This window comes from Pseudomonas sp. PvP089, from assembly GCF_017875165.1.
GTDB lineage: Bacteria > Pseudomonadota > Gammaproteobacteria > Pseudomonadales > Pseudomonadaceae > Aquipseudomonas > Aquipseudomonas fortuita.
Genome location: NZ_JAGGME010000001.1, coordinates 1,677,822 through 1,703,665, shown reverse-complemented (window position 1 = coordinate 1,703,665; position 25,844 = coordinate 1,677,822). Strand labels below are relative to the sequence as shown.

Genomic DNA, 25,844 nt, shown 5'->3' with positions numbered 1-25,844 from the left:
GGCCGCTCCTACAATGGGACGCGATCCCTTGTAGGAGCGGCCTTGTGCCGCGAATGGGCCGCAAAGCGGCCCCCGGCTATCTCGGATCAGACCAGGCAATCAGCGCTTGCGCAAGATCACGCTACCAATCGAATACCCCGCACCAAACGAGCTCAACACGCCCAGCGAGCCCTTGGCCAGGTCATCCTGGTACAAGTGGAAGGCAATCACCGAACCCGCCGAACTGGTGTTGGCATAACGGTCGAGAATCACCGGTGCATCTTCCTCGGCCACTTCACGCCCCAGCAGCTTCTTGACGATCAGGTGGTTCATGCTGAGGTTCGCCTGGTGCAGCCAGAAGCGCTTGACGTCACTCGGTTGCAGGCCGTTTTCCTGCAGGTGCTCACCGATCAGCTCGGCCACTTTCGGGCACACCTCGCGGAACACCTTGCGGCCTTCCTGGATGAACAGTTTGTCTGCCGCACCTTCACCCTCTTCCGCCGCACGGTTAAGGAAGCCGAAGTTGTTGCGGATGTTGTTGGAAAACTCGGTCCACAACTTGCTGCTGACGATGTCGAACTGGTGCGCCGAGGTGGCCTGGTCGGCACGCTCGATCAGCACCGCCGTGGCGGCATCACCGAAAATGAAGTGGCTGTCACGGTCACGGAAGTTCAGGTGGCCGGTGCACACCTCCGGGTTGACCATCAGTACCGCGCGCGCCTGGCCCAGGGCCACGCTGTTGGCGGCGGTCTGGATGCCGAAGGTGGCCGACGAGCAGGCCACGTTCATGTCGAAGGCAAAGCCCTGGATGCCCAGCGCCTGTTGTACTTCGATAGCAATGGCCGGGTATGGGCGCTGCAAGTTGGAGCATGCGACGATTACCCCATCGACATCGGCAGCGGTGCGGCCGGCGCGCTCCAGGGCCTGGCGGGCAGCGGCGACGGCCATTTCGCAGAGCACCGACGGCTCGTCGTTGGAACGCTCTGGCAGGCGTGGCTTCATGCGCTGCGGGTCGAGGATGCCGGCCTTGTCCATGACAAAGCGGCTCTTGATGCCCGAAGCCTTTTCGATGAACGCCGCGTCGGACAGCGGCGCCGCTTCGACCTCACCGCGCTCGATGGCAGCGGCGTTGTCCTGGTTGAACTGCTGCGACCAGGCGTTGAAGGAGGCCACCAGTTCTTCGTTGGAAATGCTCTGGGCCGGGGTATACAGGCCGGTGCCGCTGATCACGACGTTATGCACGGTCGTTCCTCTGGTCAAAGGCCATCGCCACGGGGCGCTGGCTGGAAACATGACAGATTAATGGCACTTTAGTACCAATTTTGGGGCGTACGCTCACCCCTGTGGAAGCGGGCGCGCCCGCGAAGGGCCGCAAGCGGCCCCAAACTCCCCAAAGTTTGCCACAAATAAGGGAGGTTAGCCTTCCACCTGGCTCCATTGTTTGCTCAATCTTTTGTCGGAAATCGGCACTTTGGTTCCCAGTTGCTGGGCAAACAACGACACCCGGTACTCCTCCAGCCACCAACGGTACAACGCCAGTTGCTCATCACGCTTGCCTTCTTGGGCATGCTTGTCGGCACGGGCCTTGTACTGCGCCCACAGGTTGGCCAGCTCGCCGGACCAGACCCGGTCTTTCTGCACTTGCGAACCCAGCTTCTCCAGGCGCAGTTCCACCGCCTTGAGGTAACGTGGCAGCTCCTTGAACCAGGCCGCGGGTGTTTCGCGCACAAAGCCCGGGTACACCAGGTTACCCAGCTGCTGCTTGATGTCGTTCAGCGCCACCGCCTGGCTCAGGTCGATCTTGCCCTTGAAGCGCTTCTGCAACCCATGCCACAGCTTCAGCACTTCCAGGGTTTGCCGCGCCAGGCGCTCGGCATGCTCAGCCCAGCTGCCGCGCTTGCGCTCTGCCAGCCCGGCCAAGGCCGCACCATCACGCGGCAGCGGTTGTTCGCCTTCGAGGATGCAGGTGTCCAGGCTGGCCAGCAGAATGTCTTCGACCAGCGCTTCGACCCGACCCAGTTCACGGTACAGCAGGCCCAACTCGGTCAGCCCCGGCAACTTGCCGCGCAAGAACTTGGCCGGCTCGGCCAGTTGCTGCAGCAATAGCCGTTGCAACGCGCGGCGGTGCTGGAACTCGGCTTCGGCCTGGGTCGAGAAACGCCCTTCGCGCACGGTGCCGTTGTCTTCAACCAGTGCCGGGTACACGGTCATCGACAGGCCGGCAATCTTCTGCTGGGCGGTCTGTTTCACTTCGCTGAAGGCTTTGGCCTGCACCGGCTGTTCGCTTTTGGCATCACGCGGCACCGCCAGCGCTGCCTGACTGGCAGCGGCAAAGCGTGCAGTCAGCTCGGCCAGGTCGCGGCCTTCGCCAAGGAACTTGCCTTGGCCATCGACCACTTCGATGTTCATCCGCAGGTGGCCTTCGACCAGCTTGACCGATTCGTCCCAGGCCTCATCGGACACGCGTGCACCGGTCATGCGCAACAGCTCCTGGCCCAGGGCCTGCGGCAGCGCCCCTTGACCGAAAGTCATGCGCGCCAGCGAGGCCTTGACGAAGTCCGGCACCGGCACGAAGTTCTTGCGCAGCGCCTTGGGCAGATTGCGCACCAGCGCCACGCACTTGGCCTCCAGCAGGCCTGGCACCAGCCATTCCAGGCGCTCGCCGGGCAGGCTTGGCAGCAGCGGTGCCGGCACCCGCACGGTCACGCCGTCACGCGGGTGGCCTGGTTCGAAGTGGTAGGTCAACGGCAGGCGCAGTTCACCGACTTGCAGGCTGTCCGGGTACTGCGCAGCGGTGACTTCGCTGGCCTCACGGGCCAACACGTCTTCCTCGCGCATGATCAGCAGGTTCGGGTCCTTCTGGCTGGTCATGCGGTACCAGGCATCGAAGGTCGCGGTCTGGTGGATCTCCGCCGGCAAGCGCGCTTCGTAAAAGGCGTAGAGGGTTTCTTCGTCGGCGAGAATGTCGCGCCGACGAGCCTTGGCCTCCAGCTCGTCGAGTTCTTCGAGCAGGCGTTTGTTTGCCGCCAGGCACTTGGCCCGCGACTGGATTTCACCGCCAACCAGGCCCTCGCGAATGAACAGCTCACGCGAGGTCACCGGGTCGATCGGGCCGAAGTGTACCGGCCGGCGGCCGACCAGGATCAGGCCATAGAGGGTGATCTGCTCATAGGCCACCACCTGCCCACGCTTCTTTTCCCAGTGCGGTTCGAAGTGATTCTTCTTGATCAGGTGGGTCGCCAGCGGCTCGATCCAGTCAGGCTCGATCTTGGCGACCATACGCGCATACAGCTTGGTGGTTTCCACCAGTTCCGCGGCCATTACCCACTGCGGGCGCTTGCGGCCAATGCCGGAAGACGGATGCACCCAGAAGCGCCGCTGGCGGGCGCCCTGGTAATCGCCCTCTTCGGTTTTCTGGCCAATCTGGCTAAGCAGGCCGCTAAGGATGGCCTTATGCACCTTCTGGTAGTCAGACGGCTCCTTGTTGACCACCAGCTGCAGCTCGCGGCAGATCAACGACAACTGGCGATGGGCATCGCGCCACTCGCGCAAGCGCAGGTAGTTGAGGAAATTCTTGCGGCACCAGTTGCGCAACGGGCTGGCAGTCAGGGCCTGGCGTTGCTCTTCGAAACCCCGCCACAAATTGACCAGTGCGGCAAAGTCGGTATCAGCGTCCTTCCACTGCGCATGCGCCTGATCAGCAGCCTGCTGGCGCTCCGGCGGGCGCTCGCGTGGGTCTTGCACCGACAGCGCACTGGCAACGATCAGCACTTCCTGCAGGCTGCCCTGGCGTGCGCCTTCAAGCAGCATGCGGCCCAGCCGCGGGTCGACCGGCAGACGTGCCAGTTGGCGGCCGATGGGGGTCAGCTGGTTCTCGCGGTTGACCGCCGACAGCTCCTGCAGCAGGTTGAAGCCGTCGCTGATGGCCTTGCCATCCGGTGGCTCGATGAACGGGAAGGCATCGATCGCACCCAGGCGCAAATGCAGCATCTGCAGAATCACCGCCGCCAGGTTGGTGCGCAAGATCTCCGGGTCGGTGAACGCGGGCCGGCTGTTGAAATCTTCTTCGCTGTAAAGCCGTACGCAGATGCCTGGCTCTACCCGGCCGCAGCGGCCTTTACGCTGGTTGGCACTGGCCTGGGACACCGCCTCGATAGGCAGGCGCTGTACCTTGGCGCGGTAGCTGTAGCGGCTGATGCGGGCCGTGCCGGTGTCGATCACGTAGCGGATACCAGGTACCGTCAGCGAGGTTTCGGCAACGTTGGTGGCCAGCACCACGCGCCGCCCGGTGTGCGGCTGGAAGATGCGCTGTTGCTCCGCTGGCGACAGGCGCGCGTACAGCGGCAAAATCTCGGTGTGGCGCAGTTGCGCCTTGCGCAGGATCTCGGCGGCATCGCGGATTTCCCGCTCGCCCGGCAGGAAGATCAGCACATCGCCCGGCCCCTTGCCCTCACTGCGCTCATGGTGCGAAAGCTCATCCAGGGTCGCGAGGATGGCCTGGTCGACGGTGAGGTCATCCTCGATCTGGTTGCCTTCCTCGTCCTGCTCGCTGGTCAGCGGGCGGTACCAGGTTTCCACCGGGAAAGTGCGCCCGGACACCTCGATGATGGGCGCGTCGTCGAAGTGCTTGGAAAAACGCTCCAGGTCGATAGTCGCCGAGGTAATGATCAGCTTCAGGTCCGGCCGGCGATGCAGCAGGGTCTTCAGGTAGCCGAGCAGGAAGTCGATGTTCAGGCTGCGCTCATGGGCTTCGTCGACAATGATGGTGTCGTAACGCTCCAGGAGGCGGTCGTGCTGGGTTTCGGCCAGCAGGATACCGTCGGTCATCAGCTTGACCAGGGTATTGGAGTCGCTCTGGTCTTCGAAACGCACCTGGTAGCCAACCAGCCCGCCCAGGGGCGTGCCCAGCTCTTCGGCAACCCGCGCCGCCACGCTGCGCGCGGCGATCCGGCGCGGCTGGGTGTGGGCAATAAGGCCATGGCTGCCACGGCCCAGCTCCAGGCAGATCTTCGGCAGCTGGGTGGTCTTGCCCGAACCGGTTTCGCCGGCGATCACCAGCACCTGGTGCTCGGCCAGGGCCTTCTTTATTTCGTCACGTTTGGCGGCGATCGGCAGGTTGTCGTCGTAACGCACGGTCGGCACACTCTGCTGGCGCGCGGTGACCTGGGCGCAGGAGGCCTGGACCTTTTCCACCCACTGCGCCAGTTTCGCCTCGTCGGGGCGCTTGCGCAGTTCGTGCAGTTGCCGCCGCAGGCGATGGCGGTCGGCGATCATGGCGTGGTCGAGGTTTTGCAGCAGTTTGTCGATAGCGTGGTCAGTCATGGGGCTTTTTAGTGATGCAGGTGAGCCTGCTTTTTCATGATCGGCATTCGAAGGATGCGCGATTGTCGCAGATTTGAGCCTACTTTGCTGTCCAGGCTGGCACGGTCCCTGTAGGAGCGGCCTTGTGCCGCGATGGGCTGCGGCAGCAGCCCCAAGATCTGCGCCTCAGCACACAGTGCCGGGGCTGCTGCCGCAGCCCATCGCGGCACAAGGCCGCTCCTGCAGGGATCGTATGGCGGCTGAAAGTTTAGCAAGGGCATATGTAAAGGTTGCCATTCACTGCTTTAATCAACCTTACGCCGCATGTGAGTATCAAAGGCATGACTCCCGTCCAGCCCATCGCGCCACCGTCTTCCCGCCCTTCGCTCCCGAAGGCCCGGAGCCGTGCCGGGGAAAATCCGCTGGTCCACATCATCCTCGCCTTCTGGGCCCTGTGGCACTGCCGCCACGCGCGCCCACCGGACACTTCACTCACGCCATTGTGAACAAAACCGGCCAGCGTCTGGCCATTTGACTCAACTGGGCCGCCTGCTTGTGCGGTGGCCCTGTGCGTACGTGAGCGAATCAATCATGCACTTTGCACCCGCAGAGCAGGCTGCCCGTTTTCTGGCCGACAACCCCGATATCGAGCTGTTCGAACTGTTCATCCTTGACGCCAACGGCGTGCCGCGCGGCAAGCTGTTGCACCGCGAGGAACTGCTGGCCGTGTACCAAACGGGCCGGCCGCTGCCCAGCACCATCCTCGGCCTGACCCTGAACGGCGACGACGTAGAAAACTCGGGCCTGGTCTGGGACGTGGGCGACATCGACTGCCGCGCCTACCCGCTCGAAGGCAGCCTGGTGCGCTTGCCCTGGCGCCGGGTGCCCACTGCTGCGGTGCAGGTCAGCATGCACCCGAGCGAAGGCCTGCCGGCCAGCGTCGCCGACCCGCGTCATGTGCTGCTGCGCACCATCGAAGCGCTGAAAGCCGACGGCTATCACCCGGTGATGGCCTGCGAGCTGGAGTTCTACCTGCTCGACCAGCAACGCGACGCCCAGGGCCGCCCGCAACCGGCGCTGGACAACGATGGTGGCCGCCCGCGCACCACCCAGGTCTATGGCCTGCGTGAACTGGAGCAGATCGAACCGTTCCTCGCCGACCTGTACGCGGCCTGCAAGGCCCAGGGCATTCCGGCGCGTACCGCTATTTCGGAATACGCACCCGGCCAGGTGGAAATCACCCTGGAGCACGGCGACGCCCTGCAGGCGATGGACCAGGCCGTGCGCTACAAGCGGCTGGTGAAAGGCGTGGCCCACGCCCACGGCATGCAGGCCTGCTTCATGGCCAAACCGTTTGCCAACCTGGCCGGTACCGGCATGCACATGCACCTGAGCCTGGCGGACAGCGCGGGCAACAACCTGTTCGCCAGTGAAGACAAAGCCGGCACCCCGCTGCTGCGTCAGGCCGTGGCCGGCATGCTGCGCCACCTGCGCGATTCGCTGCTGCTGTTCTGCCCCAACGCCAACTCGTTCCGCCGCTTCCAGGCCAACAGCTATGCGCCGCTGGCGCCGACCTGGGGCGTGGACAACCGCACCGTGAGCCTGCGTGTACCCGGCGGCCCGGCCAACAGCCGGCATGTGGAACACCGCATTTGCGGCGCCGACGCCAACCCCTACCTGGCCGCAGCGGCTATTCTCGCCGCCAGCCACCGGGGCATCCGCGAACAGCTGGACCCGGGCGCACCGGTGGAAGGCAACGGCTATGCGCAGGCCACCGAACACCTGCCCACCGACTGGCTGACTGCCCTCGACGCCCTGCAACATTCCCATTGGGCCAGCGAAGCATTGGGCGAAGACTTCCTTGGCGTGTACCTGAAGGTCAAACGCGCCGAGTACCGCCAGTTCATGGCCGAAGTCAGCGAGCAGGACTGGCGCTGGTACCTGCACCAGGCCTGAGCCCCTACATAACAAGGAACACCCATGAACGCAGCATTGAACAAAGGCCCGGCGCAACGTGCGCCGTCCTACTACAGCGCCACGCTCAACGACCACACCGAGTACCCGCAGCTCAAGGGCACGGTGCAGGTGGACGTGGCCATCATCGGTGGCGGCTTCACCGGCGTCGCCACGGCGGTGGAGCTGGCCGAGCGTGGCCTGAAGGTCGCCATCGTCGAAACCAACCGCATCGGCTGGGGCGCCAGCGGGCGCAATGGCGGCCAGGTCACCGGCAGCCTGTCGGGCGACGAGGCCATGCGCACGCAGATGCGTAGCCACCTGGGCGCCGAAGTCGACGATTTCATCTGGCACCTGCGTTGGCGCGGGCACCAGGTGATCGAACAGCGCGTGGCGCGCTATGGCATCGACTGCGACCTCAAGCACGGCCACCTGCATGCGGCGATGAAGCCCTCGCACATGAACGAGCTGCGCGCATTCGAGGCCGAGGCCCAGCGCCGGGGCATGGGCGAGCAGGTGCAATTGCTCGACCGCGCCGCAGTGGCCGAGCACCTGCAGAGCCCGCTGTACCTGGGCGCGTTGAAGAACCTGCGCAACCTGCACCTGCACCCGCTCAACCTGTGCCTGGGTGAGGCCCGCGCTGCCCACAGCCTGGGTGCATTGATCTTCGAAAACTCCGAGGTGCTGGACATCGTCCACGGCCCGCGCCCGGCGGTGGTCACCGCCCACGGCCGGGTCGAGGCACGCCAGGTGATGCTGGCCGGCGATGTGTACCACAAACTGGAAAAGCGCCAACTCAAGGGCAAGATCTTTCCGGCCATGGGCGGTATCGTCACCACCGCGCCGCTGGGTGAACTGGCCGAGCAGATCAACCCGCAGGACCTGGCGGTGTACGACTGCCGCTTCGTGCTCGACTATTACCGCCTGACCGCCGACAAGCGCCTGCTGTTCGGCGGTGGCGCCAACTATTCCGGCCGTGACTCACGGGATATCGAAAGTGAACTGCGCCCGTGCATCGAGCGCACCTTCCCGGCATTGAAAGGCGTGCCGATCGAGTTCCAGTGGAGCTGCGCCATGGGCATCGTGGTCAACCGCATCCCGCAGTTGGGCAAGCTGTCGGACAACGTGTGGTACTGCCAGGGTTATTCGGGGCACGGCATTGCCACCAGCCACATCATGGGCGAAATCATGGCCGAGGCATTGACCGGGACGCTGGAGAAGTTCGACACCTTTGCCCAGTGCAAGCATGTGCGGGTGCCGATGGGGGATTTGCTGGGCAACCCGCTGCTGGCGGCGGGGATGTGGTACTACCAGATGCTGGAAAAACTGCGCTGAGACTGAAGCGGTGCAACCTCGGCAGGAGCGGCCTTGTGCCGCGAAAGGGCCGCAAAGCGGCCCCAGGTTCTCAGCCGTAATGCTGAAATTGCTGGGGCCGCTTTGCGGCCCTTTCGCAGCACACGGCTGCTCCTACAGGGACCGCGCTGGCGGGGCGTCAGGCGATCTTCTTCAAGCCCTGCTTCTTGAGTTCTTCATCGCGCAGCTCGCGGCGCAGGATCTTGCCCACGTTGGTGGTCGGCAGCGCATCACGGAACTCGATCAGGCGCGGTACCTTGTAGCCGGTAACGTTGGCACGCATGTGCTCCATCACCTGCTCCTTGGTCACGGTCATGCCCGGCTTGACCACGATGAACACCTTGATCACTTCACCTGACTTCTCGTCAGGCACACCAATGGCCGCACACTGCAGCACGCCCGGCAAGGCCGCCAGCACATCTTCCAGCTCGTTGGGGTACACGTTGAAGCCCGAGACCAGAATCATGTCCTTCTTGCGGTCGACGATGCGCATGTAACCGTCCGGCTGGATCAGGGCGATGTCACCGGTCTTCAACCAGCCTTCGCTGTCCAAAATCTCGGCGGTGGCGTCTTCGCGCTGCCAATAGCCCTTCATCACCTGCGGGCCCTTGACGCACAGCTCGCCCACCTCGCCCAACGGTAGCTCGTGGCCGGCGTCATCGATGATCTTGCACAGGGTGGACGGCACCGGAATACCGATAGTACCCACCTGGTTGGCTTCTGCCGGGTTCACCGCCGCCACCGGGCTGGTTTCGGTCATGCCGTAGCCTTCGCAGATGGCGCAACCCGTAACGGCCTTCCAGCGCTCGGCCACGCTCAGTTGCAGGGCCATGCCGCCCGACAGGGTAATTTTCAGCGCCGAGAAGTCCAGTGCACGGAACGCCTCGTTGTTGCACAGGGCAACGAACAGCGTGTTGAGGCCGACAAAGCCGCTGAACTTCCACTTGCCCAGTTCCTTGACCATGGCAGGCAGGTCACGGGGGTTGCTGATCAGCACGTTGTGGTTGCCGATGAGCATCATTGCCATGCAATGGAAGGTAAAGGCGTAGATGTGGTACAGCGGCAGCGGGGTGATGAGGATTTCGCAGCCTTCGTGCAGGTTCGCGCCCATCAGCGCTCGGCACTGCAGCATGTTGGCCACCAGGTTGCGGTGGGTCAGCATGGCGCCTTTGGCCACACCGGTGGTGCCACCGGTGTACTGCAGCACGGCCACGTCGTTGGCCTGCGGGTTGGCCTCGGTCACCGGCTGGCCCTTGCCCAACGCCAGCGCGTCGTTGAAGCGCACGGCCTGCGGCAGGCTGTAGGCCGGCACCATCTTCTTCACGTACTTGATCACGCTGTTGATCAGCAGGCGCTTGAGCGGGGGCAGCAGGTCGGCCACTTCGGTGACGATGACGTGCCTGACCTGGGTCTTGGGTACCACCTTCTCGGCCAGGTGGGCCATGTTGGCCAGGCACACCAAAGCCTTGGCGCCGGAGTCGTTGAACTGGTGTTCCATCTCCCGCGCGGTGTACAGCGGGTTGGTGTTGACCACGATCAGCCCGGCACGCATGGCGCCGAAGACCGCGACCGGGTATTGCAGGACATTGGGGAGCTGCACGGCAATGCGGTCACCCGGCTTGAGGTCGGTATGCTGCTGCAGCCAGGCGGCAAACGCCCCCGACAGCGCATACAGCTCGCCATAAGTGATAGTCTTGCCCAGGTTGCTAAAGGCCGGTTTGTCGGCAAAGCGTTGGCAGGATTGCTTGAGTACTGCCTGGATATTGGGGAATTCGTCAGGATTGATTTCCGCCGTAACCCCGGCTGGGTACTTATCCTTCCAAAAATTTTCGATCATGGAAGCCCACTCCTTCAGCAACAGCGAAGTTCGATTGGCGCGTCGATGCGCTTATTATTGATATGAGACGGCGGTTCGTTGCAAACCGGATCGTCTGAAAGCGGGCCGAGAGTAACAGCTTTGCCTGGGGTCGCCTAGAGGCCAAAACAGGCCTTGCAGTCACAAAAATGACTCAATGAACAATACAGGTCATTTTTAGAGTTTTTAACCAAAATGTCGCAGATCAGGCTGAAACAGGCCTGTTAGACCACCTTGAACGCATTCGCGGGTGCACCCGCTGCCACAGGGGACCGCACAAAGCTTGGAGGCTGTGCAGTACCTGTGGGAGCGGGTTCACCCGCGAAACAGCCAACACAGACTCAAGCTATGTCGCGCAGCTCCCGCCGCAAGATCTTGCCCACCGGCGTCATCGGCAACGACTCGCGCAGCACGATGTGCTTGGGTACCTTGTAGCCGGTGAAGTTGGCCTTGCAGTAAGCCTTGAGCTCTTCCACGCTCAGCCCGCCCTCGCGCGGCACCACGAACAGCTTCACTGCCTCGCCAGAACGCTCGTCCGGCACGCCGATGGCGGCACAGTTGGCAACCTTGGGGTGGCCCATCACCACGTCCTCGATCTCGTTGGGGTACACGTTGAAGCCCGAGACGATGATCATGTCCTTCTTGCGGTCGACGATGCGGGTGAAACCGTCCGGGTCGATCACCGCGATATCACCCGTCTTGAACCAGCCGTCCGCATCCAGGGCCTGGGCAGTGGCCTCAGGCTGCTGCCAGTAACCCTTCATCACCTGTGGCCCCTTGATGCACAACTCGCCCCGCTCGCCCAGGGGCAATTCGTTGCCATCGTCGTCAATTACCTTGAAGGCGGTACCCGCTACCGGGATGCCCACCGTACCCAGACGCGCCAGCTGGCCATAGGGATTGGTGCTGGCCACCGGCGAGGTTTCTGTCAGACCGTAGCCTTCGACAATGCGGCACCCGGTAAGCGCCTCCCAGCGCTCGGCGGTGGCCTTGACCAGCGCCGTGCCGCCAGAGTTGGTGACCTTCAGCGCCGAGAAATCCAGCTGGCGGAAACCGGGATGGTCCATCAATGCGACAAACAGGGTGTTCAGCCCCAACAGCGCCGAGAAACGCCACTTGCCCAGCTCCTTGATGAAGCCGGGGATGTCACGCGGGTTGGTGATCAGGACGTTGTGGTTGCCGGTGACCATCATGCACATGCAATTCGCGGTAAAGGCATAGATATGGTAAAGCGGCAGGGGTGCGATCATCACCTCCTGGCCGTCCTTGAGCAGCTTCTGCCCGTCGGGGCCGTGCTGCGAGAAGCAGGCCAGCACCTGCAACATGTTGGCCACCAGGTTGCCGTGGGTGAGCATGGCGCCCTTGGCCAGGCCGGTGGTGCCGCCGGTGTACTGCAGCACGGCGATGTCGTCCAGGCTCAACGGTACCGGTTTGGGCGAGTGCTCGCGGCCCTCGCGCAGCACCTGTTTGAACGATATCGCCTGGGGTAGCTGGTAAGCGGGCACCATCTTCTTCAGCTTGTCGACCACCGTGTTGACCAGCCAGCCTTTGGCGGTAGGTAACAGGTCGCCCATCTTCGCCTCGATCAGGTACTCGATGCCGGTATCGGGCAGCACTTCCTGCACCCGCTTGCCGAACATGTTCAGGTACACCAGCGCACGTGCGCCACTGTCCTTGAACTGGTGGCGCATTTCGCGCTCGGTGTACAGCGGGTTGGTGTTGACCACGATCAGGCCGGCACGCATGGCACCAAAGACCGCGATCGGGTATTGCAGCACGTTGGGCATCTGCACCGCGATGCGGTCACCCGGCTTGAGGCCGGTGTGCTGCTGCAACCAGGCGGCGAAGGCTGCCGAGTGGCGCTCCAGCTCCCCGTAGGTCAGGGTCACGCCCAGGTTGCTGAACGCCGGGCGGTCGGCAAAGCGCTTGCAGGAGCGCTCGAATACCTCGACGACCGAGGTGTAGGCATTGATGTCGATGGTGGAAGGCACGCCCGCCGGGCGCTTGTCATTCCAGAAGTCGGCTTGCATTTATTATTGTTCCTCTGCCTGGACCTGCACTGCGTCCTTTAGTCCTTTACCTGATTGCCTGCCGGCAAAAAGGCGTTGCTCCGACGTTAGCAGGTAAGCCCAAGGCGGCATATACGCCAAGTGCCGCCATTAACATTGTGAATCTTATTTGTGCCCTTCCTGCAATCCGGCCGGTTGTGCATACACTGTTCGGGTACCCGCGCGCACAAGGACCCGCCATGCCCCACGACGCCTTCTGGCTCCCCGCCAGTGAGCACTGCAGCCTGTATGTACATCAATGGCTGCCGGCCACACCGGTAAAGGCCGTGGTGCTGCTGGCCCATGGCATGGCCGAGCATGCCGGGCGCTACCAGCGCCTGGGGCATGCCCTGAGCGAGGCCGGCTTTGCCCTGTTCGCTGCCGACCAGCGCGGCCACGGGCGCAGCGCCGAGCTGGGCAGCCGCGGCCTGTTCGCCCGCCATCATGGCTGGAATGCCGTAGTCAATGACGTTGGGTTGCTGGCCCAGCACATCGGCCAGCAGTACCCATGCACGCCGCTGTTTCTGTTCGGCCACAGCATGGGCAGCTACATTGCCCAGGCTTACCTGCTGCACCACAGCGCCAGCCTGCACGGGGCGATTCTCAGTGGCTCCAACTACCAACCGGCGGCGCTGTACCGCCTGGCGCGGCTGATTGCCCGGCTGGAGAGCTGGCGCCAAGGGCCGCAAGGCAAGAGTGCGCTGATCGAATGGTTGTCGTTCGGGTCGTTCAATAAAGCGTTCAAACCCAACCGCACGGCGTTCGACTGGCTTAGCCGCGACCCAGCCGAGGTCGACCTGTACGTCAACGACCCGTTGTGCGGCTTTCGCTGCAGCAACCAGCTGTGGCTCGACCTGCTGCAAGGCTTGGCGCAGATCAGCCAGCCGGGTAACCTCGCGCAGATCGATCCGAACCTGCCCATGCTGGTAATCGGTGGCGAATGTGATCCGGTCAGTGCCGGCAAGCGTCTAACCCATCTGGCCGACGCCCTGCGCGCGACCGGCAATCGACATGTACAGCTGCGCGTCTATCCTGAGGCGCGGCATGAAGTACTCAACGAAACCAACCGTGACGAGGTCACCGCCGATATTCTCGGCTGGCTTGAGCAGGCGCTGGCCCTTGGCCGCCCCGTGCGCAGTGAATGATAGCCGCCCTCGCCTAACGCTTAAGGAAGCACCGATGTCCCAGGTCACCAACACGCCTTACGAAGCCCTCGAAGTTGGCCAGACGGCCGAGTACAAGAAGTCCGTTGAAGAACGCGACATCCAGCTGTTCGCTGCCATGTCCGGTGACCACAACCCGGTTCACCTGGATGCCGAGTTCGCCGCCAAGAGCATGTTCCGCGAGCGTATTGCCCATGGCATGTTCAGCGGCGCGCTGATCAGTGCTGCGGTGGCCTGCACCCTGCCAGGCCCTGGCACCATCTACCTGGGCCAGCAGATGAGCTTCCAGAAGCCGGTGAAGATTGGCGACACCCTGACCGTGCGCCTGGAGATTCTCGAGAAGTTGCCCAAGTTCAAGGTGCGCATTGCCACCAACGTGTACAACCAGAACGATGAGCTGGTGGTCCAGGGTGAGGCCGAAATCCTGGCGCCGCGCAAGCAGCAGACAGTCGAGCTGGTGTCGCCGCCAAATTTCGTGGCTAGCTGAAGATTGATGTAGACCGCACCGGCCTCTTCGCGGGTAAACCCGCTCCCACAGGTACAGCACCATGCTCAAGTCTGTGGTGATCCTGCTGGGAGCGGGTTTACCCGCGAAGAGGCCAGCGCAGCCAACATCACTCGATGACTTTCAGCCGCTGCTCGATATGCCGCCGCTCCGGCGCCTGCCGGGTCAGCGCCAGCGCCTGGCGCCAGGCCGCACGCGCCTCCTCCACCTGCCCCAACTGGTAATGCAGCTCGGCCCGCGCCGCGTGCGCCAGGTGATAGTCCAGCAGATCACCGCGCGCCAGAATCCCTTCGACTTCCCGCAGGCCCACTTGCGGCCCATCGCGCTTCGCCAGCGCCACCGCCCGGTTCAGTTCCACCACCGCTGACGGCCAATGCCGCTGCAACACATCATACAGCCCGACGATTTCCACCCAGTCCGTTTCTTCTGCGGTTGCCGCTTCAGCGTGCACAGCGGCGATCGCTGCCTGCACCGTGTAGGCACCGAACGCCCGGCTTTGCAGGGCCTGGCGCACCAGCTCGCAGCCCTCGTCAATGCGTTGCCGGTCCCACAGGCTGCGGTCCTGTTGTTCCAGCAGCACAAGGTTGCCCTGGGCATCGGTGCGCGCCTGCTGCCGCGATGCCTGAAGCAGCATCAAGGCCAGCAGGCCGTTGGCCTCCGCATCAGGCAACAATTGCACCAGCAGCCGCGCCAGGCGAATGGCTTCATCGCTCAGCTCCTGCTGCAGCAGTGACTCGCCCGACGACGCCGAATAGCCTTCGTTGAACACCAGGTAGATCACCCGTAACACGCTCTCCAGGCGCTCGGGCAGTTCGCTCAACGCTGGTACCTGGTAGGGGATGCCGGCATCGCGGATCTTGGCTTTGGCGCGCACGATGCGCTGGGCGATGGTAGTCGGGCTTTGCAGGAAGGCGCGGGCAATCTGCTCGGTGGTCAAGTCGCAGACTGCGCGCAGGGTCAGCGGTACCTGGGCATCGGCCGACAGCGCCGGGTGGCAACAGGTGAAAATCAGCCGCAGGCGGTCATCCGCCAACAACTCTTCTTCGCTGGGGTCCTGCCCCTGGCCGTCGAGCAGCATGCTCAAGTCTGCCTGGGAGCGATCGAAACGTGCGCGTCGGCGCAGTGCATCGATGGCCTTGAAGCGCCCGGTGGAGACCAGCCACGCCCGTGGGTTATCGGGGATGCCATCACGCTGCCAGCGCTCGACGGCGATGAAGAAGGCATCATGCATGGCCTCCTCGGCCAGGTCGAAATCACCCAGCAGGCGGATCAATGTCGCCAGGATGCGCCGCGACTCCCGCCGGTACACCGACTCGACTTCGGCGCGCACCTGCGCCAGGGCTGTCATCAGTCGGGCATCCGCTGGGTCACCACCTCCACCAGGCGGTCCAGGCTTTCTCCCCAGCCCTGATAAAAACCCATTTCTTCATGGGCCCGGCAGTCAGCAGCATTCCAGTGCCAGGCGCGGGCGGTGTAGCGGGTTTTGCCCTGCTCCTCGTCAAAGCTGATCACGGCGGTCATGAAGGCCTTTTCTGACGGCACCCAACCGGGGCCAAAGGCATCGGTGAACACCAACCGTCGCGGCGCGGCAATGTCAAGAAACACGCCCTGGGTCGGGTATTCGCTACCATCCGGCGCTCGCATCAGGGTGCGGAATACCCCCCCGATCCACAACTGCATCTCGCACTCCGGGGTGGTCATGCCATGCGGCCCCCACCACTGCATCAGCCAATGGGGTTCGCTCCAGGCGCGAAACACCTTGGCCGGCGGTGCGTCGATCAGGCGGCTGATGGACAACTCGTGTTGCGCTTGCGCGGGGTGTGCAAGGCTCATGCTGATGGTTCTCCGTAGCTGTCAGGGTTGCAGTTCACGCACCGGTCGCACCTCGACACTGCCGACCCGTGCCGCAGGGATGCCCTTGGCGATGTTCAGCGCTTCGTTCAGGTCGCGGGCCTCCACCAGGTAAAAGCCGGCGAGTTGCTCCTTGGTTTCGGCATACGGGCCGTCGGTCAGGCTCATGTGCCCGTTACGCACACGTACCGTGGTGGCGGTCTGCACAGGCTTCAGCGCCTCGGCCGCCAGCATTCGCCCCGAGCCAAGTACGGCTTCGGCGTAGGCCAGGCATTCGGCGTCTTCCGGGCTGTCGGGCAAGCTATGCAGCAGCCCCTCGTCACAATAGACCAGGCACAGGTATTTCATGGTCGCCTCCAGGGCATCGGCAAAGTGCGTTTGGCGATAACGGCTCAGGGCTTGAGATCGAACAGGGCTTTTTGCGTCTCCATGTCGAAGGGTGCCGACCAGTGTTCGTGGATCACCCGCCACTGGCCACCTTGACGACGATAGCCCACGGTCGCGCGCATGAAGCCGCACTGGCTTTCGTCGTCGCCTGGGCCGCAGCGGTTCAGCCAGTGGGCCAGGGCCAGGTCGCCATCGGCGTGGACGGTAAGCTGGGCAAGTTCGAAGACCATGGGCCCGGTGCACATGCCCATGCACATTTCCCAGTGCGCCGTGTAGGCGGCCTTGCCTTTGAATTGCAGGGCCTGGATGGCATCGAAGGCAACGATGTCATCGGCATAGGGGGCGGTGATGCTGGGGATGTCGCGATCGCGCACGGCCTGCATCCAGCGCTCGATCAGTTGGCGGATCTCGGTTTCGGCTGCGGTGCTCATCGGGGTGCCTCCGACAGTACGTAGGGTTTTGACACGCAGTGCGGCGTGCCTTCACCTATGGTCGAACGGAGAGCAGAGTAATCGACAACGCTTGAAAATATTCTGAATGCTGATCGCCCCATCGCCGGCAAGTCAGCTGCCACAGGGGTAGCACAACATGCAAATGCTGCGACAACCTTGTGGGCGCTGGCTTGCCGGCGATGAGGCCATCAGCAACTACATTGGATACCTGTCGGTCAACCTTGCTGGCAACCTTCACCCATAGCCCGGTACTGGATGGTATGCACCTGGCCCTGGTGGTCTTCGTAGGTCATGGTCGCAGGTACCACTTCGCAGACATTGGGGATGGTCGACAGGTTGATCACCCGCTTGATGTCCAGGTTCATGGAGTAGTCGTACTGCTGGGCCACAGGCTCGCTGGAGACGGGTTTGACCTCATCGGCAAGGGCGAACGAGGACATACCGACCAATGCAAGAATCAGTAATGGTTTCATGTGAGTGTGCCTTTTGAGCATTCAAGCTGATCGATTGACTTCTATTGCCGTACCCGGCGCGGAGAAGTTGCCATCTACGGTGAAGATGGCACGAAGTACCGATCCCGCTTCGTACTGCCAGGGGGGATGAGTAAAATTCTACTCCCGGTTGCCAATAGTTGAACCCTGAACTCGGATATTCACCGTTGCCCGATTTGCAACAATCTGCGTCAAAATGGCCGCAACATCTCAGGCCAGAGCCTTTGGCCAGCTTTCAGGGAAGGACTCGTCATCTCATTAAAAAATATTCACTGCTCGACACTTGCGGCCACAGAACGCCGGCTGCTGGAGCATTTTTACCGCCAACACGGCTCGCGCATGCGTGCTGCAAGCGACGCTGAACTGTGGGTGGCACGCGCCCCAGGCATCATTGCGGGCTTGAGCCTCAGTGCAGTAGGCGAAGGATTATGGCTGACGGGGCTGTTCGTCGACCCGCAACAGCGCGGCCAAGGGGTGGCCGGGCGGTTGATCGACGCGGCGCTGCAACACGCTGGCGGACCAACCTGGCTGTTCTGCCACCCGGACCTGGCGCCCTTCTATCAGCGCCTGGGTTTCCACATGGCCGGGCAACTGCCCGAAACCCTGGCCAGTCGCTTGCAGCGCTACCAGCGCAGCAAACGCCTGGTAGCCCTGCAGCGGGGTCAGTCGTCGCTGACCTCGAGCCCGGGGAATAGCACCTCGGTGTAGCCGAACTTGGCAAAGTCCTGGATACGCGATGGGTACAGCCGGCCGATCAGGTGGTCACACTCGTGCTGCACCACCCGCGCATGGAAACCGTCGGCAAAGCGGTTGATCGGGTTGCCTTGGGGGTCGACCCCTTCGTAGCAGATATGCTTGAAGCGTGGCACCACACCGCGCAGGCCCGGTACCGACAGGCACCCTTCCCAGCCGTCCTCTACTTCAGTGGACAGCGGCGTGATGACCGGGTTGATCAAAATGGTCTGCGGCACCGCTTCGGCATCCGGGTAGCGCTCGCTGCGCTCGAAGCCGAAAATCACCAACTGCAGGTCGATACCAATCTGTGGCGCGGCCAAGCCTACGCCGCCCACATGGCGCATGGTTTCGAACATGTCGTCGATCAGTTGCTGCAGTTCGACAGTGCCGAGCATGTGCTCGGGCACGGGCGGGGCGATGCGCAGCAGGCGTTCGTCGCCCATCTTTAGAATGTCACGGATCATCTGGGGTTCGGCTCGGAAGGTTGGTGCTCGCTGGGTTGCGGGTGCTCATGGCCCAGCACGGTGATGGTTTGCGGAGCCTTGTGCCCTTCGAAATCTTTCTCACCAGGGTTTTTACCCTCGCTCGACATGTGCTCGATCACCGCGTTCATCTCCGCGCCTAGCAGCAATACGGCAGCGGAAATATAGAAATACAGCAACAGCACGATGATTGCACCAATGCTGCCGTACATCGCGTTGTAGTCGGCAAAGGTTTTCACGTAATAAGCAAAGCCCAGGGAAGCCACGATCCACACCACCACTGCCAGCACCGAACCGGGTGTAATGAAGCGAAACTTTTGTTTCACGTCAGGCATGACGTAGTAGATCAGGGCCACTGCCACCATCAGCAAGATGATGATCACTGGCCAGCGCAGGATGGTCCAGAGTGTGACGATGAACTCCTGCATACCAATCTGGGCGGCGATCCATTCCATCACCTGCGGGCCCAGTACCATCAGTGCTGCGGCCGCCAGCAACATGCCGGCCAGGCCGATGGTGTAGAAAATGGAAAGCGGGATACGCTTCCAAACCGGGCGGCCTTCGGGCACATCGTAAGCAGCGTTCATCGCGCTCATCATCAGGCGTACGCCGGCCGATGCGGTCCACAAGGCAATCACGATACCCACCGACAACAGCCCGCCCTTGGACTGCTGCAACTGGTCGATCACCGGGTTGACCTGTTCCAGCGCCTGCGGTGGCAGTACCAGTTCCGACTGCAGCCGCAGCCAGGAAAAGAAGTCCGGCAAATGCAGAAAACCAATCAGGGCAATGAGGAACAGCAAGAAAGGGAACAGCGAAAACAGTGCTTGGTAAGCCAGCGCAGAGGCATAGGTGGACATCTCGTCATCAAGGAATTCCTTGACGGTGCGCACCAGCACGCGGTGCAAGGGCAGGCCCTGCAGGGCGGAAAAAATCATAGCGTCTCCTTTCGCCGCTCGATCGATTCAACAGACAAGTCTAATAGACCATACCGCTGCTGTGCTGCTCCCGGCCAATGCATCAGAAAAGGTTCAAGCCCTTATAGGCCTCTTCGCGGGCCTGCCCGCGAAGAGGCCGGTACAGGTTGCTCAAATCAAGGCTTTTTCACCGCGTCCTTTACATCGCCCTTGATCTGCTGCGCCTCGCCTTTGACTTCCTGCGCCTTGCCCTCTGCACGCAGCTTGTCGTTGCCGGTTACCTTGCCAACACCCTGTTTCACGTTGCCGATTGCTTCGTTGGCCAGACCTTTCGCTTTGTCTTTAGTACCGCTCATGGCAAAACTCCTGCAAATGGAGACACGTGAACCGTGTCGACAGAAGGTGGACCCAACACCCTCGCCAGGAGTTTCAACGAATTTTCCATTCGCAAGCCGAACGGTAAAACTGCGGGCGAATACCGCACCAAATCACCCCGGCGCACCTACGCAGCCAGCACAGCTGCCTTAGAATGCCCGCAAACGTCCGCCCACAGCAGGCTGGCACTCGATAAGAACAATGTTTTCCGGATACCCGCACCCATGCGTCTGATGCCTGCACTGGTGGCCTTGCTGCCACTGCTCCCCCTGCCCGCCCTGGCCGCTGCACCGGCCAACTCCGAAACCTTGCGTGTCGAGCGTTACGCCGACGACAGCCAACCCGGTTCGCTGCGCTGGGCCATCGAAACCAGCAACCAGAACCCCGGCCACTACAGCATCGACATTGACGCTGTCGGCAAACCGCCTTACATCATTCGCCCCAGCCGTGCGCTCCCAGACATCAAGGGCCCAGTGCGCATCACCGGCCTGCCTTGGGCGCGCGATGGCCAGTACATCGCCATCGACGGTTCGGCCTACATCAAGGACCAGGGCGTACGCACCTGCCCCGGCGCCCTGCCCGGCCAGTTCGGCACCAACGTGCGCACCACCACCAACCCCGGGCTGGTGCTGCGCGACACCCAGGGCGTGCACCTGAGCGGCCTGGAAGTGCGCAACTTTTGCATCGGCATCCTGGTCAACCGCGCCAGTGGCAACGTGATCGAAGACAACCGCATCATCGCCAACAAGGGCGGCGCTGGCATCATGCTGACCGGTGACGACGGCGCGGGTAACCCCACCGCTACCACCACGAACAACAACAAGGTGCTGCGCAACCAGCTGATCGACAATGGCGACGGCCTGGAGCTGACCCGCGGCGCGGCATTCAACCTGGTGGCCGATAACCTGTTCCGCTCCACCTCGGCCAACCCCGAGCCATCGCAGGGTATCGAGATTCTGTTGGGCAACGACAACAGCGTGGTGCGCAACCGCTTCGAAAACTACTCCGACGGCCTGCAGATCAACTGGGGCAAGCGCAACTACCTGGCTGCCAACACGTTCACTGGTAACTCGATCGGCGTCAGCGTTACCGGCGATGGCAACATCCTCGACGGCAACCTGATCCACGGCAACCGCATCGGCGTGGCACTGCGCCCGGAGCCGGAGGCCACCGCCACACGCCTGAGCGGGAATCGCATCTGGGGTAACAGCCAGGATATCCGCCGCTGCGAAGCTGGCGGTTCGTGCGTGCCGGGCCAGCGCACAGGCGCCATCGTGTTTGGCGTACCGGCCCAGGCGCATGCGCTGTATGTGGGCTCGCGCGGGGTGGGGGCCGACTTGCCGAAGAAAGACCAGGCAATCATCTGCGATGCCAACGGCGAGCCCAAGCCTTGCCAACCGCTGCCCAACCATAACCAGCAAGCGCCACACCTGATTGCGCTGCAAGGCAATGTGTTGCGTGGTGAAGTGCAGGGGCCGGCGTCGAGCCTGCTGCGGGTGGAGTTGTTTGGCAATGCCGAGGCGGATGGCACCGAGGCGCAGCAGTACCTCGGGGAGGTGCTGGTGAACAGTGACAAGCAGGGCCAGGCGCGGTTTGCGCAGGTGCTGGAGGGCATCGGCGGGCTGCGCAGTTTTACTGCGACCGTGACGACAGCTGACGGGGCAACATCCGAGTTGAGCCTGCCGGTTCGGCGTTAACGCTACCGGCCTGTTCGCGGGCTTGCCCCGCCCGGTGCCACCCCTCACAATGCAGGCCTTCATAGCGTCAACCCGCAGGAACCTGCATGAAACTCGACAAACCCGCCGCCATCGCCCGGCGCAACGAAGCACTGGCCAAGCCGGTGCTGAACAGCAGCAATACGCTGTTCGCCATCCTGGACAACAAACGCAACCTGTGGTGGTTCGAAGTGCCTGTGGCGCTGCTGGGCAAGGGCCAGGCCGACTGGGTCAACCTGCTGCTGCACACGCCAGAAAGCGATGAGCTGCAGCACCTGAAGGTGCCCACCAACTTCCTCAAGGCTCACCTGGAGCAGATGGAAGTGCGCAAGCCCGGCAAGCGCCGTTCCACCATCAGCCTTGCGCTCAGCGCCGACCGCGATTCGCTGCTGCGCGACACCCGCCCGGGTGGCGAGCAGCTGGACTTCCGCAACTTCGTGCAGGCTTAAGGCGGTCAGACCTTCTCGATACGGTCGTCATGGATGACGATCAGGCCCTGCTTGAACAACGCGCCGATGGCCTTCTTGAAGTTGCCCTTGCTGACGTTGAACAGCTTGCTGATCAGCGCCGGGTCGCTCTTGTCGCACACGCCCAACACCCCACCTTCAGCCTCCAGACGCGCCATGATCTGCTCTTGCAGGCTGTCAGCCAGGGCCGCACCCACCGGTTGCAGGCTCAGGGCGATCTTGCCGTCGTGGCGCACTTCCTTGATGAAGCCCTTTTCGTGCATGCCCGAACGCAGGAACTTGAACACCTCATTCTTGTGGATCAGGCCCCAGTGGCGGTTATTGATGATGGCCTTGAAGCCCATCGGCGTTTCGCCGGCCACCAGCAACTCGACCGGTTGCCCGACTTTGTAGTCGGCCGGGGTGACGTCGAGGTAACGGTCCAGGCGCGACGTAGCGGTGATGCGGCGGGTGCGCTTGTCGAGGTAGACGTGCACCACGCAGTAATCGCCGATCTTCAGCTGCCGAGCCTCTTCCGAGTACGGCATCAGCAGGTCCTTGGGCAGGCCCCAGTCCAGGAAGATACCGGCCCCGTTGATGTCCTTGACCTTGAGGCTGGCAAACTCACCCACCTGAACCTTGGGCTTTTCAGTGGTAGCGATCAGCTGGTCTTCGCTGTCCAGATAGATGAACACGTTCAGCCAGTCATCCACCTCGGTTTCGGCGTTTTTCGGGATGTAGCGCCCCGGCAGCAGGATTTCGCCATCGGCGCCGCCGTCCAGGTACAGGCCGAAGTCCACGTGTTTCACGATTTGCAAACTGTTGTAACGCCCAAGCAGAGCCATTTCCGATGATCCTCAAGACAAGGCGGCTATTCTACACCTGAAGCCACCGCATGGCCCGACCACTGATACAGTTGAACCGCCAGCCCGCCCTTGCGTCTACCCTCTGGCCAGACTGAGGAAGGAACAGCACATGCCGCTACGCCTGCTCAAAGCCTTGCTTGTCGCCGTCGGCTTCGCACTGGCCCTGGCCGCCTGCAGCCGCATCGACCTGGCCTACCGCAACCTCGACCGCCTGGTGCCGTGGTCGCTGGGCGATTACCTGGACATGAACAGCGAGCAGAAGGCCTTGCTCGACGACCGCTTGCGCGAGCACCTGGCCTGGCATTGCAAGACCCAGCTGCCCGGCTACCTCGACTGGCTGGACCGGGTACGCGGCATGGTCGCCGATGGCCAAGTGACCGACCAGGCCCTGCAGCAACGTACCCGTGAGGCCCGTGAGGCGATTGACCGGGTGGCAGAGGAAATCACCCCATCGGCCACTGAACTGTTGCGCGGCATGAGCGATACCCAAGTGGCGCAGATGCGCGAAGCGTTCCGCGATGACATCAGCGAACGGCAGAAAAAGTACGTGGATACGCCGCTGCCCAAACAGATCGCCCGCCGTAGCGAACGCATGGAGAAACGCCTGACCCCGTGGTTCGGCGAGTTGTCGGCAGCACAGAAGCAACGGGTCCAGGCCTGGTCCACAGCGTTGGGCGACCAGAACCGCGAATGGATCGCCAACCGCGCCCACTGGCAGCAGCAATTGTTGCTGGCGATGAACCAGCGCAATGACGCCAGCTTTGAACCACGCCTGGCGACACTGTTGCAGCGCAAGGAAAGTCTGTGGACGCCTGAATACCGCTCAGCGTTTCAAAATACCGAACAACAGGCGCGCAGCCTGCTGGTGGACCTGGTGCAGCTGAGCACCCCGCAACAGCGGCGGTTCTTGCAAGAAAAGCTGGGCAAGGTGCGGACTGATTTCGGTGAATTGAAGTGTTTGAAGGGGTGAAGTCACTGGTTGCCTGCCCTGGCCCTATCGCCGGCAAGCCAGCGCCCACAGGTCCCCGAGAACACTCAGCCCTGTGGTAATCCTGTGGGAGCTGGCTTGCCGGCGATAGGGCCAAGACAGGCCAAGCATTTACCGGGCCTTGCGCCGGTAGGGAAACACATCAATCACCTTCCCCTCACGAATCGCTGCCTGCAGCCCCTTCCAGTAATCCGCGTCATACAACTCCCCGTGCAAGCGGCTGAACAACCGCCGCTGGCCAATATCGGCAAACAGGAACGGCGGAAACTCTTCGGGGAACACGTCATGCGGCCCGATCGAGTACCACGGCTCGCCCGACATCTCGTCTTCGGGGTAACGCGGTGGCGGAATGTGGCGGAAGTTCACTTCGGTCAGGAAGCTGATCTCGTCATAGTCGTAAAACACCACCCGGCCATGGCGGGTAACGCCAAAGTTCTTCAGCAACATGTCGCCGGGGAAAATGTTAGCCGCCGCCAGTTGCTTGATGGCCAGGCCGTAATCCTCCAGCGCCTCCAGCACCTGGCCTTCGCTGGCATGCTCCAGGTACAGGTTCAACGGCGTCATGCGCCGCTCGGTCCAGCAGTGGCGGATCAGTACCGTGTCACCCTCCAAAACCACCGTCGACGGTGCTACCTCCAGCAGTTCGGCCAGGCACTCGGGCGCGAACTTGCCCCGTGGGAAGCGAAAATCGGCAAACTCCTGGGTATCGGCCAGGCGCCCCACGCGGTCGACGCTTTTCACCAGCCGGTACTTGTCGATCACCGTGGCGCGGTCGACGGTTTTAGACGGCGAGAAGCGGTCCTTGATGATCTTGAACACGGTGTTGAAGCCCGGCAGGGTAAACACGCTCATGACCATGCCGCGCACCCCAGGCGCCATGACGAAGCGGTCTTCGCTGCCGGCCAGGTGGTTGATCAGCGCCCGGTAGAACTCCGACTTGCCGTGCTTGTAGAAACCGATGGAGGTGTACAGCTCGGCAATGTGCTTGCCCGGCAAGATGCGCTTGAGGAAGTTGACGAACTCTGCCGGTACCGGCACATCGACCATGAAATAGGAGCGGGTGAAGGAAAAGATGATCGACACCTCGGCCTCGTCGGTGATCAGCCCATCGGCCTCGATACCATGCCCTTCGCGGTGCAGCAGCGGTATCACCAGCGGCCACTGCTCATCGCTGTTGTACAACCGGCCGACCAGGTAGGCACCCTTGTTGCGGTACAGCACCGGCGAAAACAGCTCCACTGCCAGCATCGGGTCTTTGCACACCCAATCCGGCAGGCATTCGCGCAGTTGCTCCTCAAGGCGTGACACGTCGCTTTCAAGGTCGGCGTAGGCGAATGCATAGTCGGAAAGAATCGCCCGTAGCAGGCCCTGCAGATTGCCATCGGGGCGATAGGTGCAGGTTTGCGTGGCGCGCTGGTGGCTGCGGATGGACGGCCGGGTGGTGTGGATGAACATGCAGCCGTCGCTGATCTGGTCATGGCTGAACAGGCTGCAGAACAATGAGTTGTACCAGGTCTCTGACAGCTCATCGTCCAGGCGCGGGTCGATCAGGCGTATGTAGGCACTTTTAACCAGAGGCCACTGCTCGACCTCCAGCAGCACCTCGTCATCGAACGCATCACGCAACCAGCCGTTGACCTCACCGACCTTCTGTTCGTACAGGTTGATACGGGCAGCGGCTGCCCGCTGGCTATCTTGCCAACGCGCCTGCTCGAAGCGCTCGCGGGCGCCTAGGGTGATGCGGCGAAAATGCTCGCGATAGTCGTCGAAGCCATCGAGGATCATCCGGGCGATCTCGCCGGCAGGCCAGTGCTGGGTCATGCGGTGGGCCTCGGTGCAAAGATTGAGTACTGAGCTTAGCCGCCCTTGTGGTCATGGGTTAATGCCACACCTCGAAGGCCTGCATGGCCCTTGCAGGCCGCAATGGATTGCACCGCAAGAAAGCACAAGAATCCCCCCGCCCCCTGGCGTACACTCGCGCC

The 25,844-nt window shown here is 62.6% G+C and carries 22 protein-coding genes; 8 read left to right on the top strand and 14 right to left on the bottom strand.

What is annotated here, in order from left to right; genetic code table 11:
- Positions 1–99 precede the first annotated feature (99 nt).
- Both J3A71_RS07865 and hrpA read right to left on the bottom strand, forming a co-directional pair.
- Positions 100–1,221, bottom strand: coding sequence for a beta-ketoacyl-ACP synthase III (locus J3A71_RS07865; protein ID WP_016488556.1), 1,122 nt, complete (start codon positions 1,219–1,221; stop codon positions 100–102).
- Positions 1,222–1,395: 174 nt separating this feature from the next.
- Positions 1,396–5,301: an ATP-dependent RNA helicase HrpA gene (hrpA, locus tag J3A71_RS07860; protein ID WP_060519169.1), complete on the bottom strand. Its 3,906-nt coding sequence runs from the start codon at positions 5,299–5,301 to the stop codon at positions 1,396–1,398.
- Positions 5,302–5,871: 570 nt separating this feature from the next.
- Between hrpA and J3A71_RS07855 the strand changes: the two genes are divergently transcribed.
- Together J3A71_RS07855 and J3A71_RS07850 are read left to right on the top strand one after the other, a co-directional pair.
- Entirely contained in the window at positions 5,872–7,236 is a 1,365-nt protein-coding gene (locus tag J3A71_RS07855) for a glutamine synthetase family protein (protein ID WP_096426621.1), read from the top strand.
- A gap of 24 nt (positions 7,237–7,260) precedes the next feature.
- On the top strand, positions 7,261–8,568 hold the full coding sequence (locus J3A71_RS07850; protein WP_096426622.1) for an FAD-binding oxidoreductase: 1,308 nt from the start codon (positions 7,261–7,263) through the stop codon (positions 8,566–8,568).
- Positions 8,569–8,725: 157 nt separating this feature from the next.
- On the opposite strand, the gene fadD1 is transcribed toward J3A71_RS07850, so the two are convergent.
- A complete protein-coding gene (gene fadD1 / locus J3A71_RS07845) occupies positions 8,726–10,423 on the bottom strand; it encodes a long-chain-fatty-acid--CoA ligase FadD1 (RefSeq protein ID WP_096426623.1) in 1,698 nt (565 codons plus the stop codon).
- 359 nt (positions 10,424–10,782) lie between these two features.
- On the bottom strand, positions 10,783–12,471 hold the full coding sequence (fadD2, locus tag J3A71_RS07840; protein ID WP_096426624.1) for a long-chain-fatty-acid--CoA ligase FadD2: 1,689 nt from the start codon (positions 12,469–12,471) through the stop codon (positions 10,783–10,785).
- A gap of 218 nt (positions 12,472–12,689) precedes the next feature.
- On the opposite strand from fadD2, the gene J3A71_RS07835 reads away from it, so the two are divergent.
- On the top strand, positions 12,690–13,634 hold the full coding sequence (locus J3A71_RS07835) for an alpha/beta hydrolase (RefSeq protein ID WP_016488562.1): 945 nt from the start codon (positions 12,690–12,692) through the stop codon (positions 13,632–13,634).
- Positions 13,635–13,668: 34 nt separating this feature from the next.
- Entirely contained in the window at positions 13,669–14,139 is a 471-nt protein-coding gene (locus J3A71_RS07830) for a MaoC family dehydratase (RefSeq protein ID WP_016488563.1), read from the top strand.
- A 127-nt stretch (positions 14,140–14,266) separates the two neighbouring features.
- On the opposite strand, the gene J3A71_RS07825 is transcribed toward J3A71_RS07830, so the two are convergent.
- From J3A71_RS07825 to J3A71_RS07805, 5 genes are all read right to left on the bottom strand, one after another.
- Positions 14,267–15,505: an RNA polymerase sigma factor gene (locus J3A71_RS07825; protein WP_096426625.1), complete on the bottom strand. Its 1,239-nt coding sequence runs from the start codon at positions 15,503–15,505 to the stop codon at positions 14,267–14,269.
- Positions 15,505–15,990: an SRPBCC family protein gene (locus J3A71_RS07820; protein ID WP_016488565.1), complete on the bottom strand. Its 486-nt coding sequence runs from the start codon at positions 15,988–15,990 to the stop codon at positions 15,505–15,507. Before J3A71_RS07820 ends, J3A71_RS07825 begins: the two co-directional genes overlap by 1 nt.
- Positions 15,991–16,011: 21 nt before the next feature.
- Positions 16,012–16,356 carry a YciI family protein gene (locus tag J3A71_RS07815; protein ID WP_096426626.1) on the bottom strand — a complete coding sequence of 115 codons (345 nt, stop codon included), beginning with the start codon at positions 16,354–16,356 and terminating at the stop codon, positions 16,012–16,014.
- A gap of 44 nt (positions 16,357–16,400) precedes the next feature.
- Positions 16,401–16,826 carry a nuclear transport factor 2 family protein gene (locus tag J3A71_RS07810; protein WP_016488567.1) on the bottom strand — a complete coding sequence of 142 codons (426 nt, stop codon included), beginning with the start codon at positions 16,824–16,826 and terminating at the stop codon, positions 16,401–16,403.
- A gap of 236 nt (positions 16,827–17,062) precedes the next feature.
- Positions 17,063–17,320, bottom strand: coding sequence for a DUF2790 domain-containing protein (locus tag J3A71_RS07805; RefSeq protein ID WP_016488568.1), 258 nt, complete (start codon positions 17,318–17,320; stop codon positions 17,063–17,065).
- A gap of 357 nt (positions 17,321–17,677) precedes the next feature.
- Here J3A71_RS07805 and J3A71_RS07800 point away from each other — a divergent pair, with 357 nt between their 5' ends.
- Entirely contained in the window at positions 17,678–18,046 is a 369-nt protein-coding gene (locus J3A71_RS07800) for a GNAT family N-acetyltransferase (protein ID WP_060519177.1), read from the top strand.
- On the opposite strand, the gene def is transcribed toward J3A71_RS07800, so the two are convergent.
- The 3 genes from def to J3A71_RS07785 form a co-directional block, all read right to left on the bottom strand.
- Positions 18,001–18,537, bottom strand: coding sequence for a peptide deformylase (gene def, locus J3A71_RS07795; protein WP_096426627.1), 537 nt, complete (start codon positions 18,535–18,537; stop codon positions 18,001–18,003). The two genes, J3A71_RS07800 and def, sit on opposite strands and share 46 nt — an antisense overlap.
- Positions 18,534–19,493: a YihY/virulence factor BrkB family protein gene (locus J3A71_RS07790; protein WP_016488571.1), complete on the bottom strand. Its 960-nt coding sequence runs from the start codon at positions 19,491–19,493 to the stop codon at positions 18,534–18,536. Before J3A71_RS07790 ends, def begins: the two co-directional genes overlap by 4 nt.
- A 155-nt stretch (positions 19,494–19,648) precedes the next feature.
- Complete coding sequence (locus J3A71_RS07785) at positions 19,649–19,828, bottom strand: CsbD family protein (RefSeq protein ID WP_016488572.1); 180 nt, start codon at positions 19,826–19,828, stop codon at positions 19,649–19,651.
- Between the two features lie 243 nt (positions 19,829–20,071).
- Between J3A71_RS07785 and J3A71_RS07780 the strand changes: the two genes are divergently transcribed.
- Both J3A71_RS07780 and J3A71_RS07775 read left to right on the top strand, forming a co-directional pair.
- Positions 20,072–21,544, top strand: a complete 1,473-nt coding sequence (locus J3A71_RS07780) for a right-handed parallel beta-helix repeat-containing protein (RefSeq protein ID WP_096426628.1) — start codon at positions 20,072–20,074, stop codon at positions 21,542–21,544.
- Between the two features lie 86 nt (positions 21,545–21,630).
- The gene (locus J3A71_RS07775; RefSeq protein WP_016488574.1) at positions 21,631–22,011 is read left to right on the top strand and encodes a hypothetical protein; all 381 of its coding nucleotides are present in this window, start codon (positions 21,631–21,633) and stop codon (positions 22,009–22,011) included.
- A gap of 5 nt (positions 22,012–22,016) precedes the next feature.
- On the opposite strand, the gene J3A71_RS07770 is transcribed toward J3A71_RS07775, so the two are convergent.
- The gene (locus tag J3A71_RS07770) at positions 22,017–22,853 is read right to left on the bottom strand and encodes a S1-like domain-containing RNA-binding protein (protein WP_016488575.1); all 837 of its coding nucleotides are present in this window, start codon (positions 22,851–22,853) and stop codon (positions 22,017–22,019) included.
- 130 nt (positions 22,854–22,983) lie between these two features.
- Between J3A71_RS07770 and J3A71_RS07765 the strand changes: the two genes are divergently transcribed.
- On the top strand, positions 22,984–23,844 hold the full coding sequence (locus J3A71_RS07765; protein ID WP_096426629.1) for a DUF6279 family lipoprotein: 861 nt from the start codon (positions 22,984–22,986) through the stop codon (positions 23,842–23,844).
- Between the two features lie 129 nt (positions 23,845–23,973).
- Here J3A71_RS07765 and aceK read toward each other — a convergent pair whose 3' ends face one another.
- Positions 23,974–25,683: a bifunctional isocitrate dehydrogenase kinase/phosphatase gene (aceK, locus tag J3A71_RS07760; protein WP_016488577.1), complete on the bottom strand. Its 1,710-nt coding sequence runs from the start codon at positions 25,681–25,683 to the stop codon at positions 23,974–23,976.
- Between the last annotated feature and the right edge of the window lie 161 nt (positions 25,684–25,844).

Bases quoted from the DNA above. Each gene is read 5' to 3' on its own strand.
- hrpA (WP_060519169.1), bottom strand. From the start codon at position 5,301: ATGACTGACCACGCTATCGACAAACTGCTGCAAAACCTCGACCACGCC.
- J3A71_RS07855 (WP_096426621.1), top strand. From the start codon at position 5,872: ATGCACTTTGCACCCGCAGAGCAGGCTGCCCGTTTTCTGGCCGACAAC.
- J3A71_RS07850 (WP_096426622.1), top strand. From the start codon at position 7,261: ATGAACGCAGCATTGAACAAAGGCCCGGCGCAACGTGCGCCGTCCTAC.
- fadD1 (WP_096426623.1), bottom strand. From the start codon at position 10,423: ATGATCGAAAATTTTTGGAAGGATAAGTACCCAGCCGGGGTTACGGCG.
- fadD2 (WP_096426624.1), bottom strand. From the start codon at position 12,471: ATGCAAGCCGACTTCTGGAATGACAAGCGCCCGGCGGGCGTGCCTTCC.
- J3A71_RS07835 (WP_016488562.1), top strand. From the start codon at position 12,690: ATGCCCCACGACGCCTTCTGGCTCCCCGCCAGTGAGCACTGCAGCCTG.
- J3A71_RS07830 (WP_016488563.1), top strand. From the start codon at position 13,669: ATGTCCCAGGTCACCAACACGCCTTACGAAGCCCTCGAAGTTGGCCAG.
- J3A71_RS07825 (WP_096426625.1), bottom strand. From the start codon at position 15,505: ATGACAGCCCTGGCGCAGGTGCGCGCCGAAGTCGAGTCGGTGTACCGG.
- J3A71_RS07820 (WP_016488565.1), bottom strand. From the start codon at position 15,990: ATGAGCCTTGCACACCCCGCGCAAGCGCAACACGAGTTGTCCATCAGC.
- J3A71_RS07815 (WP_096426626.1), bottom strand. From the start codon at position 16,356: ATGAAATACCTGTGCCTGGTCTATTGTGACGAGGGGCTGCTGCATAGC.
- J3A71_RS07810 (WP_016488567.1), bottom strand. From the start codon at position 16,826: ATGAGCACCGCAGCCGAAACCGAGATCCGCCAACTGATCGAGCGCTGG.
- J3A71_RS07805 (WP_016488568.1), bottom strand. From the start codon at position 17,320: ATGAAACCATTACTGATTCTTGCATTGGTCGGTATGTCCTCGTTCGCC.
- J3A71_RS07800 (WP_060519177.1), top strand. From the start codon at position 17,678: ATGCGTGCTGCAAGCGACGCTGAACTGTGGGTGGCACGCGCCCCAGGC.
- def (WP_096426627.1), bottom strand. From the start codon at position 18,537: ATGATCCGTGACATTCTAAAGATGGGCGACGAACGCCTGCTGCGCATC.
- J3A71_RS07790 (WP_016488571.1), bottom strand. From the start codon at position 19,493: ATGATTTTTTCCGCCCTGCAGGGCCTGCCCTTGCACCGCGTGCTGGTG.
- J3A71_RS07785 (WP_016488572.1), bottom strand. From the start codon at position 19,828: ATGAGCGGTACTAAAGACAAAGCGAAAGGTCTGGCCAACGAAGCAATC.
- J3A71_RS07780 (WP_096426628.1), top strand. From the start codon at position 20,072: ATGCGTCTGATGCCTGCACTGGTGGCCTTGCTGCCACTGCTCCCCCTG.
- J3A71_RS07775 (WP_016488574.1), top strand. From the start codon at position 21,631: ATGAAACTCGACAAACCCGCCGCCATCGCCCGGCGCAACGAAGCACTG.
- J3A71_RS07770 (WP_016488575.1), bottom strand. From the start codon at position 22,853: ATGGCTCTGCTTGGGCGTTACAACAGTTTGCAAATCGTGAAACACGTG.
- J3A71_RS07765 (WP_096426629.1), top strand. From the start codon at position 22,984: ATGCCGCTACGCCTGCTCAAAGCCTTGCTTGTCGCCGTCGGCTTCGCA.
- aceK (WP_016488577.1), bottom strand. From the start codon at position 25,683: ATGACCCAGCACTGGCCTGCCGGCGAGATCGCCCGGATGATCCTCGAT.